The sequence below is a fragment of the Nonomuraea thailandensis genome, from assembly GCF_024172165.1.
GTDB lineage: Bacteria > Actinomycetota > Actinomycetes > Streptosporangiales > Streptosporangiaceae > Nonomuraea > Nonomuraea thailandensis.
Genome location: NZ_JAMZEB010000002.1, coordinates 9,138,693 through 9,154,262 on the forward strand (window position 1 = coordinate 9,138,693; position 15,570 = coordinate 9,154,262).

Consider the following 15,570-nt stretch of genomic DNA (forward strand, 5'->3'; position numbering starts at 1 on the left):
TTAGCGCTTGCTGTACTGCGGAGCCTTACGGGCCTTCTTGAGGCCGTACTTCTTCCGCTCCGTGGCGCGGGCGTCACGGGTGAGGAAGCCGGCCTTCTTCAGCGGCGGGCGGTTGACCTCGACGTCCAGGATCGCCAGGGCGCGGGACAGGCCCATGCGCAGCGCGCCGGCCTGACCGGTGACGCCGCCGCCGTCGATGCGGGCGATGACGTCGAACGCCTCCTCGGCGCCGAGCACCACGAAGGGCTCGTTGACGATCTGCTGGTGGACCTTGTTCGGGAAGTAGACGTCCAGCGAACGACCGTTGATCGTCCACTTGCCGGTGCCGGGGACGATGCGCACGCGGGCGATCGCCTCCTTGCGGCGGCCGGTGCCGTACGAGTTGCCCGTGGTGACGGGCTTGCGCACGGGAGCGTCAGCGCTGGCGGCGGACTCGGTGGTGTACTCGGACGGGAAGTCCTCGCCGGAGAATTCCTCCAGCTCGGCCGTCTCTACGACCGTCTCGACACCGGTGGGCTCAGCCACGGTTCTCCTCTAACTCTTTCGAACTACTACTGGGCGATCTGGGTGATCTCGAACGGCACCGGCTGCTGGGCCTGGTGCGGGTGCTCGGAACCCGCGTAGACCTTCAGCTTCTTGGCCATCTTCCGACCGAGGGAGTTCTTCGGCAGCATGCCCTTCACGGCCTTCTCGACGGCCTTGTCGGGGCGCTTGTCCATGAGCTCGCCATAGCTGACGGAACGCAGACCGCCCGGGTAGCCCGAGTGGCGGTACGCCTTCTTCTGCTCACGCTTGTTGCCGCTCAGCGCGATCTTGTCGGCGTTGATGACGATGACGAAGTCACCGGTGTCGACGTGGTTCGCGAAGATCGGCTTGTGCTTGCCGCGGAGCAGGGTCGCGACGTGGCTGGCCAGCCGGCCCAGCACGACATCGGTCGCGTCGATGACGTACCACTGACGCTGGACGTCGGCGGGCTTCGGTGAGTACGTGCGCACGGTCGTAGCCTTCTTTATGCTCGCGTCTTCGGCGCTGTCGGATGCGACAGCTACATTGGTCGGTCGGTGCGGGCACACGACGGCCCGGACCTTCCGTCTCCTCAACACGGGAGATGACGCCGGACGCGCCGCGCATTGGTCACGCTGGACCTATGCACACAACGAACCTAAGCTACCCGCCCAAAGGCGTGCAGGTCAAAGTGACCGGTAACCCGAGGCGAGTCTACCCGACCGCAGAACGGTTCGATTTCGTTTCCCTGGGACCCCTTCTTTCCCAGGACCAGACATCTCTATCGTTAGCGGCGGTATGTGGCGGATCTCTCACACCCGGCAAACCCAGCGCGGCCTTCGGCGCCGGAGCCGCTTGGGCGTGCTGACCTGCCTCCTGGCTGTGCTCTTCACGGGCGTGCTCATCGGCCGGCTGACCGACGGCCCCGAGGTCGCCCCCCACGTCTACCTGAACGAGACCGCCCCGCCCGCCGCCGCCACCGCCAACCCCGCGCCCACGACGGCAAGGAAGGCGCAGCCTCAGGCCGAGCGCATCCCCCGTGGCATCACCACGAAGAAGCCGCCCCGCGGCACGGCCACGCCCACGCCGACCAGGACTCCCGACGACCAGATCGACGGCTTCAACACGCAGGACGACCCCGCGGTGGCCGTCGCGCCCCACGACGACGGGGTGCGGGTCATGGCGGGCCTGGCGTCCCGGGTCGTCTCCCTGACCAACTCCGCACGGGCACGGCGCGGCTGCGGGCCGCTGCGGGTGGAGATCTCACTCACCCGCTCCGCGCGGGCGCACTCGCTCGAGATGGCCCGTACGGGGCAGCTGTCGCACAACTCCCCCGATGGCGCCTCGCCCTGGGACCGGATGGAGCGCGCCGGATACCGCTGGGGCGCCGCCGAGAACATCGGCGCGGGATACGACACCGCCGAGGAGGCGGTGAACGGCTGGATGGCCAGCCGCGACCACCGCAAGAACATCCTGGACTGCGGCCTGAAGGCCATCGGCGTCGGCGTCGCCTCGGGCCCTGGAGGACCATGGTGGACTCAGGACTTCGGAACCCAATGACGAACATCACGGTAATGTCGCCGCATGGTTTCCAACGGCAGTGGGGAACGTGAGAACGGCACGGGCAACGCCCCCTACGGGATGGGAGGCGGTCCGAAAGGTCCGGGCGGCGCTCCCAGGGGCGGCGCTTCCGCAGACGGTGCCCCCTTCGGTGGCGGTCCCGCTGACGGCGGTCCTGCCGGCGGTTCCTTCATGAACGACGGCCCCTCCGGCAACGGATCCTCCGGCGGCTTCTTCACCAGCCGCGGCCCGGCGAACGACGGCTCCTCCTCGGGCAACGGCTCGTCCGGCGGCTTCTTCTCCGCGAACGACGGCTCCTCCGGGAACGGCTCGTCCGGCGGCTTCTTCAGCAGCGGCGGCCCTTCCGGCAACGGGCAGGACCGGTCCTCCGGCGGGGGATCGACCGATCCCTTCGGCAGCAGGCCGCGCGACCCCTTCGACAGCGGGCCCGACGGGTTCGGCGGCCCTTCCGGCGGCTTCTTCACCAGCAACGGCCCGGCAGGAGGCGGCCCCGGCGGACCCGGTGGCGGACCTGGTGGCGGACCCGGCGGCGGTGGGCCCGGCGGCGGCCCTGGCGGCCCCGGTAATGGCAGGCGAGGCGGCGGCCCTGGTGGCGACCCCTTCGGCAGCGGCCCTGGAGGTGGCGATCCCTTCGGCGGTGGCGGCCCTGGGCGTGGCGGGCCAGGTGGCGGCGGGCCGGGTAGTGGCGGCCCTGGAGGTGGCGACCCCTTCGGCGGTGGCGGCCCTGGAAGTGGCGGCCCCGGCGGTCCCGGTGGTCCCGGCGGCGGCAGGCCCTCCGGTGGCCCGCCGAGCGGCCCGCAGCCCGGTGGCGGCTTCTTCGGCTCCGACCCGTTCGGCGGTGACCCCTTCGCCGGCGGTCCCTTCGGCGGTGGCGGGCCGAACGGCCCCGGCCCTGGCGGTCCCGGCCCTGGCGCGCAAGGCCCCGGCGGCCAAGGCCCGGGCGGTGGCCCCGGTGGTGGCTCTGGTGGTGGCCCCGGTGGTGGCTCTGGTGGCGGCCCCGGCGCTCCCGGCCCTGACGGACGCTCCGACAGCCGCTCCGAGGGACGTGGCTCAGGCCGCCGCGGAAGGCGCGCGGCCGACTCCGACGACAGCGGGCCCGGCACCCGGGGCAAGGACCCCTTCGCCACCGACGAGGACGACGCGTCCCCGTCCGGCAAGGGCCGCCGTTCCCGCAAGGACCGCAAGGCCGCCGAGGACGACCCCGCCAAGAACGACAAGGACGACACCTCCCGCAGCCCTCAGAGCCGCGTCGGCTGGAGCCCGTACGACGAGGGCACCCGCTCGCGCGGCCCGCTGCTGGCCACGATCGGCGGCGTGGTGGTGCTCGGCCTGCTGGGCGGCGGTCTCTACCTGATGTGGAACAGCGAGACCCCCACCTCCGCCGAGACGGCCGCACCCCGGCAGACCTCGGCGCCGCTGCCGTCGGCCCCGCCCGGCAAGTACGGGTTCGCCGCCGAGCGCGAGACCGACCCCGACGCGATCTCGGTGAAGGAGTTCTTCGGCTCGAAGAAGAAGTTCACGGTCTCGGGCCGCGGCTACGAGATGACGATCACCAGCAAGGACAAGAAGTGTGACGACGGCGCCCTGGGCGATGCCCTCAAGAAGGCGCTCAAGTCCGCCAAGTGCAACCAGTTCCTGCGTGCCAGCTTCCGTGACAAGGCCGGCACGGTGATCGGCACGATCGGCGTGGCCAACCTCAGCACGAGCAAGAACGCGAGCAAGGTCGCCAAGAGCGGCAGCGACGAGAACTACGTCAAGCCGCTGGCGGGCAAGGACAGCGTCACGAAGCTCCTCGGCTCGGGCGCCGGCGGCGCGAAGGTCTCGACGTTCGGGCACTATGCGATCTTGGTCTGGTTCCAGAACAAGGACGGCACGAAGCCCGACTCGAAGGGGTCGAAGCGGATTTCCGAGGCCATCAACGACATCACCAAGGCCACCGTGTTCCAGGCTCTGGACCATCGGGCGCTCACCGGTAGCGCGCTGAGCTGAGTGGTCTTTGTGGGGCATATGCGCCTGTAGGGGACTCGTGATGCCTCTGGGAACGCCCATACCGACATAACGATCTCGCTACTCTCGCTAGGCTCCAGCTATGCGTGGCCAGGAACCCGGGTCTGAGCACGATCGCAGGGAAGCCGACCGCTCGGCCGTCCCCGCGACGCCACCGCCGAGCTTCGGCCAGACCAACGGGCAAGACGTTCCAGCGGCGTTCACTCCATCCGACGAGGCGGCGGACGCCGACGCGCGTCCCGTCCCACCCGTCCTGCAGGGACCGACCTCCGATCAGGAGACGTCGCCCGGCGCCCAGTCATGGGAGGTGCCGGGCGACGACGCCGCCCCGTACGACTGGTACTCCGACCCCACCCACCCCGGCCACGGGCCCTCCGGCTCACCGCAGGCCGACCAGCACGCCTTCGGCAGTCCGGCCCAGCCGCCACCCACCGGCCACCACGCCTTCGCGCAGCAACAGCCCGGCTGGGAGCCCTCCACCGGCCACGCGCCCTTCGGCGTGCCACCAGGCGACCAGCACGCCTTCGACCAGCACGCGTTCGACCCCCAGCAGCCCGGCCCGGCGCCGTCCACCGCCCAGCCGGACCATCACCACGGCACGCAGGGCGCTCAGCCGCAGCCACCTCACGGCACGCAAGGCGTCCAGGCGGACCCGCCTCACGACATGTACGGCGGCCAGCCGGACCCGCCTCACGGCACGCAGGACGTCCAGCCGGACCATCACCACGGCAGGGGCGACCAGGCGGATCAGCCCTTCCCCACGCAGGCGGCCCAGAACGCGCCCGCCCAGGAGCCCTTCGGCCCGCCTGGCGCCCAGGAGGCGCCTGGGCAGCAGCCCTTCACCCCGCCCGCGTACCAGCAGCCGTTCGCCGCACCCCCGACCGGTTTCACCCCCTTCGGCACCCCCGAGTCCGATCCCACGTGGCAGGCGGACGACGACCAGACCCGCCCGGGCCGCATCCGCCCCTGGGACCATCCTGACGACGACCACGGCCGCGACACGAACCGCTGGCCGGTGGAGCCGGTGGTGCCGGGCGCGCCGCCCTGGGAGCCGCCGCCCGCGTTCACGGCCGCCGCGGCGGGCATGCCGGCCTGGCCGGCCCCCGTCTCCGACCCGCACGCCATGCCACCCTGGCCGGCCGCCACGGGCGAGCTGGAGGCCGAGCCCGACGAGCCGGGCCTCCTGCCGCCCTTCGACCCGAACGCCACCAACCCCGAGGGTTTCGCCCGCCCGGCCCACTACTTCGACCCCGACGCCGCCAAGCGGGACGCCGAACAGGACGCCACGAACCCCGCCGTCCGGGCGCCGGAGGGCGCCACGCCACCTGACGGCGTGCCGGCCCTGCCCGGCGACCCGGGGCCCGGCCACGGCACCGCACCGGACGACGCCCGCTCGGCCGCCACCCACTCGGCCGCCGCCCACTCGGACGACGCGCACTCGGTCGCCGGCCACGACGAGCTCGGACCGGACGACACCCGGCTGGCCCTGCCCTTCCCGACCGCCCCGGGCGCGCATCCACCGCCCCTGGCCGCCCCGGTGGCGATGGAAGAGCACGCCGGCGACCAGGCCCCCCACTTCGACCCCGGCGCGCCCGGCCACGACGCCACCGCCGCGAACCCGTCCATCCGCCCACCGGAGCCCGGCGACGTCCCCGTCTGGCCCCCCACGCCCCCCACCGGTGACAAACTGCCCGAGCTCCCGTTCTCCAGAGACACCTGGGGCCAGCGCCCGTCCACGTCGCTGGACGTGCCCAGGCCCCCGGCAGGCGGCCCGGCCTTCCCGCCGGGCGCGTTCAAGCAGCCCCCGTTCCAGACCCCGCCCCCACCCCCGCCTCCGGCCAAGAGCAAGCGGGCCTTGCTGGTGACGCTGGGCGCGCTGGCCCTGGCGGGCGTGGCGACGGGCGGCTTCTTCGCCTACCAGGCCGTCAGCGGGGCTCCGCCCACGACGGCCGCGGCCCGCTCCACCGCTCCTCCGTCCACCGCCGAGCCGTCCCCGCCGGTGGACGCCGCCGGCACGTCGATACTCAACTCGGAGCAGACCGACCCGCAGAAGCTGTCGCTGTCGGAGGCGTTCCCGAAGAAGAAGGTGGGGGCGGCCGGCACCACGTTCACCCGGGTCAAGGCCGACATGGAGACGACCTGCGAGAAGGCCGCCACGGGAGAGTTCGCCGACGCGCTGAAGGAGCAGAAGTGCAGCCGGGTCCTGCGGGCCACGTACGTCGACAGCAAGCGCCGCTACGCCGTCACCACCGGCATCGCCGTCCTGCCTGACAGGAACGCCGCCGCCTCCGCCGACCAGGCGAAGAACCTCTCACGCAACATCTGGTTCCGCCCGCTGCCCGGCCCTGAGGACTCGGGCGGCGAGCGCGTGCACATCGCGGGCGGGTACGCCGCGGGCCTGGTCTGGGGGCGCTACATCGTCTTCAGCTACGCCACCCACGCCGACGGCCACACGCCGGAGGCCAAGGACAAGACGTTGCCCAAGGTCAGCGGGGCGTTCCGGGACCAGACCTCACTCGTGCTGGAGCGCCGCATCACCAAGGGCTGAGCCCGCCGTCCGCACTCGCCGCGTGGCCAGCGCCCGCGCGGCGAGCTCCGGCTCCGGCGGGTATCCGACCTCCTCCAGGCACAGGCCGTGCGCGGGCGCGACGTGCACCCCGGAGTCCCGTACGGCCGCCGTCAGCACCTGCCCCGGCCACTCCACGGGCCGCCGCCCGTCACCGGCCGCCAGCAGCGAGCCGACCAGCGCCCGCACCATCGAGTGGCAGAACGCGTCGGCCACCACCGTGGCCTCCAGCACACCGTCCGGCAGGCGGGCCCATTCCAGCCGCTGCAGCTCCCTGATGGTCGTGGCGCCCTCGCGCTTCTTGCAGAACGCCGCGAAGTCGTGCTCGCCGACCAGCCGCGCCGCGGCCGCGTTCATCGCCGCCAGGTCCAGGGGCCGGTTGTGCCAGACCACCTCGCGCCGCCGCAGCGGGTCGACGCCGCCGGGAGCGTCACTCACCCGGTACGCGTACCGCCGGAACATCGCGGAGAACCGTGCGTCGAAGCCCTCAGGAGCCACCGAGACCCGATAAATCCGTACATCTGGCTCCAGGACCCCGCCAAGCCGTCTCACGAGCGCAGCGAGCCGCTCATCGACGCCCAGGGGCCCCCTGTTCCCGTCGAGCTCCCCCAGCGACGCCTCCGGCACGTCCACGTGGGCCACCTGCGCCCGCGCGTGCACCCCGGCGTCGGTACGCCCGGCCACGGTCAGCATGGCGGGCCCGTCGAGCCGCAGGATCCGGCCGATCGCCTGCTCGATCTCCCCCTGGACCGTGCGCAGCCCCGGCTGCCTGGCCCATCCGGAGAAGCCGGTCCCGTCGTACGCGAGATCGAGGCGCAGCCGTACCACGATGGTTCTCCCTCACCTATGGAAAAGGGCCCGAACCCCCGCGAGGGGATTCGGGCCCGTCTCATCCAGCCTGAAAGATCAGGCCTCGTCCTTCTTCGCCTCAGGAGCCTCGGCGCCCTCGGCGGGAGCCTCGGCGGCCTCCGCCTTGGTCTCCTCCTCGGCGGCGGCCTCGGGGGCCTCGGCCTTGGTCTCCTCCTCGGCCGGGGCGGCAGCCGGAGCGGCGGCCGGGGCCTCGGTGCTGCGGGTGGTGACGCCGTTCAGCGGCTCGGTCACCAGCTCGATGACCGCCATCGGGGCGTTGTCGCCCTTACGCGGACCGATCTTGGTGATGCGGGTGTAGCCACCGGGACGCTCGGCGAACGTCACCGCGAGCTCGGTGAACAGGTGGTGCACGACGCCCTTGTCCCGAACGACGGTCAGGACCTGACGCCGGTTGTGGATGTCGCCCTTCTTCGCCTTGGTGATCAGGCGCTCCGCCAGCGGGCGCAGGCGCTTGGCCTTGGCGACCGTCGTGCGGATCTTGCCGTGGCGGAACAGGTCCGTGGCCAGGTTGGCCAGGATCAGCCGCTCGTGCGCCGGGCTGCCGCCAAGACGTGCACCCTTGGTGGGCTTGGGCATGTTAGTTCTCCTTGGGAGTTCACCCGCCCCGGCCGTACCAGGTACCGGGGTCGGGCCGCCAGGCCCCCGGGTCGGGGGCCCGCGCTAGCTGGGAATCAGTACTGCTCGGTCTCGACGTACGCGCTGTCGTCGTCGTCGTAGCCGCCGCCGGCCACCGCGCTCGGGTCGAACCCGGGCGGGGAGTCCTTGAGCGCCAGCGACATCTCGTGCAGCTTCTGCTTGACCTCTTCGATCGACTTGGCGCCGAAGTTGCGGATGTCGAGCAGGTCCTGCTCGCTGCGGGCGACGAGCTCACCCACGGTGTGGATGCCCTCGCGCTTGAGGCAGTTGTAGGAGCGGACGGTGAGGTTCAGCTCCTCGATCGGCAGCGCCAGGTCGGCCGCGAGGGCGGCGTCGGTCGGCGACGGGCCGATGTCGATGCCCTCGGCCTCGACGTTGAGCTCGCGGGCCAGGCCGAAGAGCTCGACGAGGGTCTTACCGGCCGAGGCCACCGCGTCGCGGGGCTTCATCGCCGGCTTGGTCTCGACGTCGAGGATGAGGCGGTCGAAGTCGGTGCGCTGCTCGACTCGGGTCGCCTCGACCTTGTAGGTGACCTTGAGGACCGGGGAGTAGATCGAGTCGATCGGAATCCGGCCGATCTCCTGGCCCGGCTGCTTGTTCTGCGCCGCGGAGACGTAGCCGCGACCGCGCTCGACGGTCAGCTCCATCTCCAGCTTCGCCTTGCCGTTCAGCGTGGCGATGCGCAGCTCGGGGTTGTGCACCTCGACACCGGCCGGAGGCGCGATGTCGGCGGCGGTGACCTCACCCGGGCCCTGCTTGCGCAGGTACATCACGACCGGCTCGTCGTGCTCGGAGGAGACGACCAGCTCCTTGAGGTTCAGGATGATGTCGGTGACGTCTTCCTTGACCCCGGGAACGGTCGAGAACTCGTGCAGCACGCCCTCGATGCGGATGCTCGTCACGGCCGCGCCCGGGATGGACGACAGCAGCGTGCGGCGCAGAGAGTTGCCGATGGTGTAGCCGAAGCCCGGCTCCAGCGGCTCGATGACGAACCGGGACCGGGTCTCGTCGATCGACTCTTCGAGAAGAGTCGGACGCTGAGCGATCAGCATGTGCGGGTCTCCCCTTGTTTCGTGTGGCGACCGCTATATGACGCCACTCCGATGAAAACAGCCTAGTCGGGATGCGACATGCCGCACCCCGACCGGACCGGTTACTACTTACTTCGAGTAGAGCTCGACGATGAGCTGCTCCTGGACCTGGGTGTCGATCTGCTGGCGGACCGGCAGCTGGTGAACCAGGACGCGGAGCTTCTCGGGCACGACACCGAGCCACGCGGGCACGGTGCGCTCGCCGGCGGTGGCGCGGGCCACCTCGTACGGCAGGAGGTTGCGCTTGGTCTCGCGGACCTCGATGATGTCGTGCTCACGCACGCGGTACGACGGGATGTCGACCTTCTTGCCGTTCACCAGGATGTGTCCGTGACGGACCTGCTGGCGGGCGGCGTCGCGCGACTGGGCGAAACCGGCGCGGTAGACCACGTTGTCGAGGCGGCTCTCCAGGATCTGGAGCAGCACCTCACCGGTCTTGCCCGTCTTGCGGGTGGCCTCCTCGTAGTAGTTCGCGAACTGCTTCTCGAGGACGCCGTAGATGCGGCGGGTCTTCTGCTTCTCACGAAGCTGAAGCTGGTACTCGGACTCCTTGGGGCGTCCGCGGCCGTGCTCACCCGGCGGGTAAGGACGGATCTCGATGGGGCACTTGGCGGACTCGCACTTGCTGCCCTTGAGGAAGAGCTTGGTCTTCTCGCGACGGCAGAGCTTGCAGTCCGCGCCCGTGTAACGAGCCATTTCTCTGTATCTCCTGGGCTAAGTCAGACGCGGCGGCGCTTCGGCGGCCGGCAACCGTTGTGCGGGACCGGGGTGACGTCCTGGATCGAACCCACCTCGAGGCCGGTGGCCTGAAGCGAGCGGATCGCGGTCTCACGGCCGGAGCCGGGGCCCTTGACGAAGACGTCGACCTTGCGCATGCCGTGCTCCATGGCGCGGCGGGCGGCGTTCTCGGCGGCCATCTGGGCGGCGAACGGGGTGGACTTGCGGGAGCCCTTGAAACCCACGTGGCCGGCGCTGGCCCAGGAGATCACGTTCCCGTTCGGGTCGGTGATCGAGACGATCGTGTTGTTGAACGTGCTCTTGATGTGGGCGTGCCCGTGAGCGACGTTCTTCTTTTCCTTGCGGCGCACCTTCTTGGGCGCACCCTGGCGGCTCTTAGGAGGCATCCTTTGCCTTCACTCCTGAGGTCTTCGGTCCGCGGCTGCGCGGGACTACTTCTTACCGGGCTTCTTCTTGCCGGCGACGGTCTTCTTCTTGCCCTTGCGGGTGCGCGCGTTGGTCTGCGTGCGCTGACCGTGGACCGGGAGGCCCTTGCGGTGCCGGATGCCCTGGTAGCAACCGATCTCGATCTTGCGACGGATGTCGGCCTGGACCTCGCGGCGCAGGTCACCCTCGATCTTGAAGTTCGCCTCGATGTAGTCACGCATCGGGACGAGCTCGGTGTCGGAGAGCTGGTGCACGCGCAGGTCGCCGCTCACGCCGGTGGCCTGGAGGATCTCCTGGGCGCGGGTGCGGCCGATTCCGTAGATGTAGGTGAGAGCGATCTCCAGCCGCTTTTCGCGGGGGAGGTCGACGCCAACCAGGCGAGCCATGGTCGGGCATTCTCCTTCTTTGTGGCGGAGGTCTTACGCCGCACTGCCCCTCCCCAATGCCCGGGGTGAGGGCCCCGGCCTCCGACCGGGGGTCTCCTGAACGGTTCAGCGGATGCCGCCGCCTTTTCAGGTGTGAGACGTGACTACTTGTTGCAGGCTCCTCATGGATCGAGCCCGCACCCTGATGGGGCGGACTCGGAGACGCCTTGCGGCGACTAACCCTGGCGCTGCTTGTGGCGCAGGTTGTCGCAGATCACCATGACGCGACCGTGCCGGCGAATCACCTTGCACTTGTCGCAGATCTTCTTGACGCTCGGCTTTACCTTCATTGTCCTTCGTGTCCTCAGACGTTTTTACTTGTATCGGTAGACGATCCGCCCACGACTCAGGTCGTAGGGGCTCAGCTCAACAACGACCCGGTCATCGGGAAGGATTCGGATGTAGTGCATCCGCATGCGTCCGCTGATGTGGGCCAGGACTTTGTGGCCGTTGTCGAGCTGCACCCGGAACATGGCGTTCGGGAGCGATTCGACCACAGTGCCCTCGATCTCGATGGCGCCGTCTTTCTTGGCCAAAATTCCTCGCGTTTCACTGATCGGTCGTCTGAGGCTCCGGTTCACTACGCAGCCGCGACCCTCACGCTTCGAAGAGAGCGGCGATCGGGAACGATCGCCGACGCGTGATAAGTCATAGTGAGCCGACTAAGGAGTGTACGACACCTGAGCCAAAAACGCGAAACGCGTGCCAGGTGTCCTGACACAACCATGAGAGAGTCTACCCCACGACCGCCCTGACCTACGCACACAGCGGAAGGCCCGCCGGGGATTCGCCGGCGGGCCTTGCCTGTGGTGCACCCGTAGAGCTTGCCTGCGGTCTACCCGTAGATGCGGTGCTGCGAGCCGCAGTACTTGTGCTTGCCGCCCCAGCAGGTCCAGGTGTAGATCCTCTTGATCCCCTTGCCCGACCACTTCGCGTGGTGCGAGCCGTCCCACTGGCGGTAGAACTGGTGCCACTTGCCGCCGGAGTAGTACTTGAACCAGACGTAGCCGTACTTCGACGACGACTCCTTGCCGTACCAGTGGGTGTAGACCTTCTTGCCCGACTTGTAGGTCTTGCCGTAGGTGTAGGCCTTCTTGTTGCTGGAGTAGTACTTGCCCCAGCTCCCCATCGAAGCGGTCGCCTGCGTCGCGCTGACGGGCGAGGCGGTGGCCGCCTGCGCGGCGGGGGCGACGGCGAGGCCGGCGAACGCCATCGAGCCGGCGAGAGCGGTGGCTGCAAGGACCTTGCGCATGTGGTTTCCTCCGTGAGTCGTGGTCCGACACAGCTCACGTTAAGAAGCCGGGCATATCCGCACTGCGCAGGAATTCACACAGTGCACTACTGCACAGAGCCCTAGGTGCTCTTCGGCTTGTTGTCCCCGAAGATGGTGCTCACCAGCAGGATCACGCCCCACGGGCCCATCACCCACAACGGCCACGGGTAGATGAAGCCACCGGCCGTGATGCTCACGATCAGCCAGATCACCCAGTTGATGCCGCTGGCCGCCGCCCAGGCGCTCCAGGCGGCCTTCATGCCGCTGTGCATGCCCTGCTGCCGCGCCGGCTTGGCCGCCGGGGAGGCCTTGACCGGCAGGTGGCGCAGGTCCACGTCGGGCAGGTCGGAGGTCAGCTTGGCCAGCTCGCCGTAGGTCTTGCTCTTGTAGAGGCTCTCGAGCCGCTCGTTGAACTCGTCCATCGTGATGCGGCCCTGCGCCGTGTGCTCGCGGAGGATGGCGGCCACCCTGTCTCGGTCGGCGTCGGAGGCACGCATCTCGGGGCTGTTCTTCGCCATCCCACCACTCCCGGCTAGAGCTGAAGTTGAGCCAAGCGCGATTCGCCCCCATCTAGGGCGGTAAGCACCCAGGGACCATTATGTGTCACAGCGACGCTGTGTTCGAAGTGTGCGGAGTGCTTGCCGTCGATCGTCACCACGGTCCAGTCGTCGGCCAGCACGCGGGTGCGCTCGGTGCCCAGGTTGACCATGGGCTCGATGGCCAGGCACATGCCCTCTTCGAGCATCGGGCCGCGGCCGGGCTTGCCGTGGTTGGCGATCCACGGGTCCATGTGCATCTCGGTGCCGATGCCGTGGCCGCCGTACTCGGGAGGGATGCCGAAGCGGCCCTGGGACTTCACGTAACGCTCGACCTCGTACCCGATGTCGGACAGGTGCCGGCCCGGCTTCAGCGCGGCGATGCCGCGCCACATGGCCTCCTCCGTGACCCGCATCAGCTCGGTCAGCTTCTGGTCCACCTCGCCGACCGGGACCGTGACGGCGGAGTCGCCGTGCCAGCCCTCCAGGATCGCGCCGCAGTCGATCGAGATGATGTCGCCCTCCTGCAGCTTGCGGGCGTTCGTCGGGATGCCGTGGACCACCTCGTCGTTCACCGACGCGCAGATCGTGGCAGGAAAGCCCTGGTAGCCCTTGAACGACGGGATCGCACCCTCGCCCCTGATCGCCTTCTCGGCGATGACGTCGAGGTCGAGCGGCGTCATGCCGGGCTCGACCGAGCGCTTGAGCAGGTCGAGCGTGCGCCCGACCACCAGGCCCGCGGCCCGCATCTTCTCGAGCTGCTCCGGCGACTTGATCTGGATGCCGTGTCTGTTGCGTTTGAACATCTTCTGCCCCCCTGGGTCTCAACGGGCCACAGTGGGGGCCCAATTCCCCCCACAATAGCCGCGAGGTGGCACGGAAACCCGTGCCACCTCCGCAAATCGGACGTAACTGGACTAGCCCAGGAACGGCCGGATCGCGTCCATGGCCCGCTGAGTGACCTCCTCGACCGGCCCTGTCGCGTCGACGCCGACCAGGATGCCCTCGTCGGCGTAGTAGGAGACCAGCGGCGCCGTCTGCTCCTGGTAGACCTCCAGGCGGTGCCTGACGGTCTCCTCCTTGTCGTCGTCACGCTGGAAGAGCGCGCCCCCGCACGCGTCGCACTTGTCGTCCTTCTTGTCGTCGAACTCGACGTGCCAGATGCGGCCGCACTGGCTGCAGGTGCGCCGGCCGGCGAGCCGCCTGACCACCTCGTCGTCGTCGACCACAAGCTCGAGTACGAGATCGAGCGCCTGGCCCCAGTCCTTGAGCATGTCGCGCAGGATCTCCGCCTGCGCGACGTTCCTCGGGAAGCCGTCGAGCAGGAACCCGTCCTGCGCGTCGTCCTCGGACAGACGGTCACGGACCATGGCGATGGTGACCTCGTCGGGCACCAGGTCACCACGGTCCATGTACGTCTTGGCCAGCTTGCCAAGGTCCGTGCCGCCCGAGACGTTGGCACGGAAGATGTCACCTGTCGAGATTTTCGGGATGGACAGGTTCGATGCGATGTACTGGGCCTGTGTCCCCTTACCCGCTCCAGGGGGCCCAACCAGAACGAGACGCACTACCGCAGGAAACCTTCGTAGTTACGCTGCTGCAGCTGGCTCTCGATCTGCTTCACCGTGTCCAGGCCGACGCCTACCATGATCAGAATGCTCGTCCCTCCGAACGGGAAGTTCTGGCTCGCACCGGCCACCGCCAGCGCGACGATCGGGACCATGGAGATCAGACCCAGATAGAGCGCGCCGGGCGCGGTCAGACGGGTGAGCACGAAGTTCAGGTATTCAGCCGTCGGACGGCCGGGGCGGATGCCCGGAATGAACCCACCGTACTTCTTCATGTTGTCGGCGACTTCAGTGGGGTTGAACGTAATCGACACGTAGAAGTAGGTGAAGAAGATGATCAGCAGGAAGAACGTGGCCATGTAGATCGGGGTGTCGCCCGTGGCCAGGTTCTGCGAGATCCAGGTGATCACCACGTTGTCGCTGGTCTGGAAGAGCGACGTGACGAGCTGCGGCAGGTAGAGCAGGGACGACGCGAAGATCACCGGGATGATGCCGGCCTGGTTGACCTTCAGCGGGATGTACGTCGACGTGCCGCCGTACATCCTGCGCCCCACCATGCGCTTGGCGTACTGGACCGGGATGCGGCGCTGCGCCTGCTCGACGAAGACCACCGCGGCGATCATGAAGATGCCGACCACCATGACGACGGCGAAGGTGAACTTGTTCGCCTGGAAGATGTTGGCCAGCTCGGACGGGAACACCGCGACGACCTGCGTGAAGATCAGGATGGACATGCCGTTGCCGACACCGCGGTCGGTGATGAGCTCACCGAGCCACATGATCACGGACGTACCGGCGGTCATGATGACCACCATCGTCACGATCTGGAAGATGTTGTCGGGGTCGAGCAGAACGTCCTGCTGGCAGTTCGGGAAGAGCTGGCCGGTGCGGGCCAGCGCGATGAAGGCGGTGGACTGCAGAACCGCGAGCCCGATGGTCAGATAACGCGTATACTGCGTGATCTTGGTCTGGCCGGATTGGCCTTCCTTCTTCAGCGCTTCGAGTCGCGGAATGACCACGACGAGCAGCTGAAGAATGATGCTCGCGGTGATGTACGGCATGATGCCCAGCGCGAACACGGAAAGCTTCAGCAGCGCACCGCCGCTGAAGAGCTGGACCATCCCGTAGATGTTGCCGGTGTCGCCACTCCGAGCCTGGTCGAAACAGGCGGCGAGGTTCTGTACGTGGACTCCCGGGGTCGGAAGAACCGAGCCGAGACGGAAAAGCGCGATGATGCCCAGGGTGAAGAGCAACTTCTTGCGCAGGTCCGGTGTCCGGAACGCCCGGGTAAACGCGGTCAGCACGGTCCCTCCTGCGCGCCTTTACGGCGGTGTGAGTAAGCGATGGTG

Annotated in this window: 18 protein-coding genes; 3 read left to right on the forward strand and 15 right to left on the reverse strand. The window is 68.9% G+C overall.

Translation table 11 applies throughout. The annotated features are described in order from the left end of the window. Together rpsI and rplM are read right to left on the reverse strand one after the other, a co-directional pair. Positions 1–525: a 30S ribosomal protein S9 gene (rpsI, locus tag HD597_RS45740; protein ID WP_253752783.1), complete on the reverse strand. Its 525-nt coding sequence runs from the start codon at positions 523–525 to the stop codon at positions 1–3. Positions 526–551: 26 nt separating this feature from the next. Continuing rightward, a complete protein-coding gene (gene rplM, locus HD597_RS45745; RefSeq protein WP_106236123.1) occupies positions 552–995 on the reverse strand; it encodes a 50S ribosomal protein L13 in 444 nt (147 codons plus the stop codon). A gap of 370 nt (positions 996–1,365) precedes the next feature. On the opposite strand from rplM, the gene HD597_RS45750 reads away from it, so the two are divergent. The 3 genes from HD597_RS45750 to HD597_RS45760 all read left to right on the forward strand — a co-directional run bounded on the left by HD597_RS45750 (position 1,366) and on the right by HD597_RS45760 (position 6,640). After that, complete coding sequence (locus HD597_RS45750; protein WP_253752785.1) at positions 1,366–2,064, forward strand: CAP domain-containing protein; 699 nt, start codon at positions 1,366–1,368, stop codon at positions 2,062–2,064. 192 nt (positions 2,065–2,256) lie between these two features. Then, positions 2,257–4,074: a hypothetical protein gene (locus tag HD597_RS45755; RefSeq protein ID WP_253752787.1), complete on the forward strand. Its 1,818-nt coding sequence runs from the start codon at positions 2,257–2,259 to the stop codon at positions 4,072–4,074. Between the two features lie 100 nt (positions 4,075–4,174). Then, on the forward strand, positions 4,175–6,640 hold the full coding sequence (locus tag HD597_RS45760; protein ID WP_253752789.1) for a hypothetical protein: 2,466 nt from the start codon (positions 4,175–4,177) through the stop codon (positions 6,638–6,640). On the opposite strand, the gene truA is transcribed toward HD597_RS45760, so the two are convergent. The 13 genes from truA to secY all read right to left on the reverse strand — a co-directional run bounded on the left by truA (position 6,605) and on the right by secY (position 15,525). Continuing rightward, complete coding sequence (truA, locus tag HD597_RS45765; protein ID WP_253752791.1) at positions 6,605–7,486, reverse strand: tRNA pseudouridine(38-40) synthase TruA; 882 nt, start codon at positions 7,484–7,486, stop codon at positions 6,605–6,607. The two genes, HD597_RS45760 and truA, sit on opposite strands and share 36 nt — an antisense overlap. Positions 7,487–7,564: 78 nt before the next feature. After that, a complete protein-coding gene (gene rplQ, locus HD597_RS45770; protein WP_253752793.1) occupies positions 7,565–8,104 on the reverse strand; it encodes a 50S ribosomal protein L17 in 540 nt (179 codons plus the stop codon). A gap of 95 nt (positions 8,105–8,199) precedes the next feature. Beyond that, positions 8,200–9,216, reverse strand: coding sequence for a DNA-directed RNA polymerase subunit alpha (locus HD597_RS45775; protein WP_043623495.1), 1,017 nt, complete (start codon positions 9,214–9,216; stop codon positions 8,200–8,202). A 108-nt stretch (positions 9,217–9,324) separates the two neighbouring features. Further along, entirely contained in the window at positions 9,325–9,951 is a 627-nt protein-coding gene (gene rpsD / locus HD597_RS45780; RefSeq protein WP_253752795.1) for a 30S ribosomal protein S4, read from the reverse strand. A 23-nt stretch (positions 9,952–9,974) separates the two neighbouring features. Next, positions 9,975–10,379, reverse strand: coding sequence for a 30S ribosomal protein S11 (gene rpsK, locus HD597_RS45785; RefSeq protein WP_020542285.1), 405 nt, complete (start codon positions 10,377–10,379; stop codon positions 9,975–9,977). 45 nt (positions 10,380–10,424) lie between these two features. Beyond that, positions 10,425–10,805 (reverse strand): 30S ribosomal protein S13, encoded by a 381-nt coding sequence (gene rpsM / locus HD597_RS45790; RefSeq protein WP_125644650.1) that lies wholly within the window; start codon positions 10,803–10,805, stop codon positions 10,425–10,427. A gap of 215 nt (positions 10,806–11,020) precedes the next feature. After that, positions 11,021–11,134, reverse strand: a complete 114-nt coding sequence (gene rpmJ, locus HD597_RS45795) for a 50S ribosomal protein L36 (protein ID WP_003956441.1) — start codon at positions 11,132–11,134, stop codon at positions 11,021–11,023. 24 nt (positions 11,135–11,158) lie between these two features. Continuing rightward, positions 11,159–11,380 (reverse strand): translation initiation factor IF-1, encoded by a 222-nt coding sequence (infA, locus tag HD597_RS45800; protein ID WP_012887858.1) that lies wholly within the window; start codon positions 11,378–11,380, stop codon positions 11,159–11,161. A 299-nt stretch (positions 11,381–11,679) separates the two neighbouring features. Then, the gene (locus HD597_RS45805; protein ID WP_253752797.1) at positions 11,680–12,096 is read right to left on the reverse strand and encodes a hypothetical protein; all 417 of its coding nucleotides are present in this window, start codon (positions 12,094–12,096) and stop codon (positions 11,680–11,682) included. Positions 12,097–12,197: 101 nt separating this feature from the next. Further along, positions 12,198–12,635: a DUF1707 SHOCT-like domain-containing protein gene (locus tag HD597_RS45810; RefSeq protein WP_253752799.1), complete on the reverse strand. Its 438-nt coding sequence runs from the start codon at positions 12,633–12,635 to the stop codon at positions 12,198–12,200. A 14-nt stretch (positions 12,636–12,649) separates the two neighbouring features. After that, positions 12,650–13,459 (reverse strand): type I methionyl aminopeptidase, encoded by an 810-nt coding sequence (gene map / locus HD597_RS45815; RefSeq protein ID WP_253752801.1) that lies wholly within the window; start codon positions 13,457–13,459, stop codon positions 12,650–12,652. Between the two features lie 111 nt (positions 13,460–13,570). After that, a complete protein-coding gene (locus HD597_RS45820; protein WP_080043223.1) occupies positions 13,571–14,221 on the reverse strand; it encodes an adenylate kinase in 651 nt (216 codons plus the stop codon). Then, positions 14,221–15,525, reverse strand: a complete 1,305-nt coding sequence (gene secY, locus HD597_RS45825) for a preprotein translocase subunit SecY (protein ID WP_253752803.1) — start codon at positions 15,523–15,525, stop codon at positions 14,221–14,223. Before secY ends, HD597_RS45820 begins: the two co-directional genes overlap by 1 nt. Positions 15,526–15,570: the final 45 nt, after the last annotated feature.

Bases quoted from the DNA above. Each gene is read 5' to 3' on its own strand.
- HD597_RS45755 (WP_253752787.1), top strand. From the start codon at position 2,257: ATGAACGACGGCCCCTCCGGCAACGGATCCTCCGGCGGCTTCTTCACC.
- HD597_RS45760 (WP_253752789.1), top strand. From the start codon at position 4,175: ATGCGTGGCCAGGAACCCGGGTCTGAGCACGATCGCAGGGAAGCCGAC.
- rplQ (WP_253752793.1), bottom strand. From the start codon at position 8,104: ATGCCCAAGCCCACCAAGGGTGCACGTCTTGGCGGCAGCCCGGCGCAC.
- HD597_RS45775 (WP_043623495.1), bottom strand. From the start codon at position 9,216: ATGCTGATCGCTCAGCGTCCGACTCTTCTCGAAGAGTCGATCGACGAG.
- rpsD (WP_253752795.1), bottom strand. From the start codon at position 9,951: ATGGCTCGTTACACGGGCGCGGACTGCAAGCTCTGCCGTCGCGAGAAG.
- rpsK (WP_020542285.1), bottom strand. From the start codon at position 10,379: ATGCCTCCTAAGAGCCGCCAGGGTGCGCCCAAGAAGGTGCGCCGCAAG.
- rpsM (WP_125644650.1), bottom strand. From the start codon at position 10,805: ATGGCTCGCCTGGTTGGCGTCGACCTCCCCCGCGAAAAGCGGCTGGAG.
- rpmJ (WP_003956441.1), bottom strand. From the start codon at position 11,134: ATGAAGGTAAAGCCGAGCGTCAAGAAGATCTGCGACAAGTGCAAGGTG.
- HD597_RS45805 (WP_253752797.1), bottom strand. From the start codon at position 12,096: ATGCGCAAGGTCCTTGCAGCCACCGCTCTCGCCGGCTCGATGGCGTTC.
- HD597_RS45810 (WP_253752799.1), bottom strand. From the start codon at position 12,635: ATGGCGAAGAACAGCCCCGAGATGCGTGCCTCCGACGCCGACCGAGAC.
- map (WP_253752801.1), bottom strand. From the start codon at position 13,459: ATGTTCAAACGCAACAGACACGGCATCCAGATCAAGTCGCCGGAGCAG.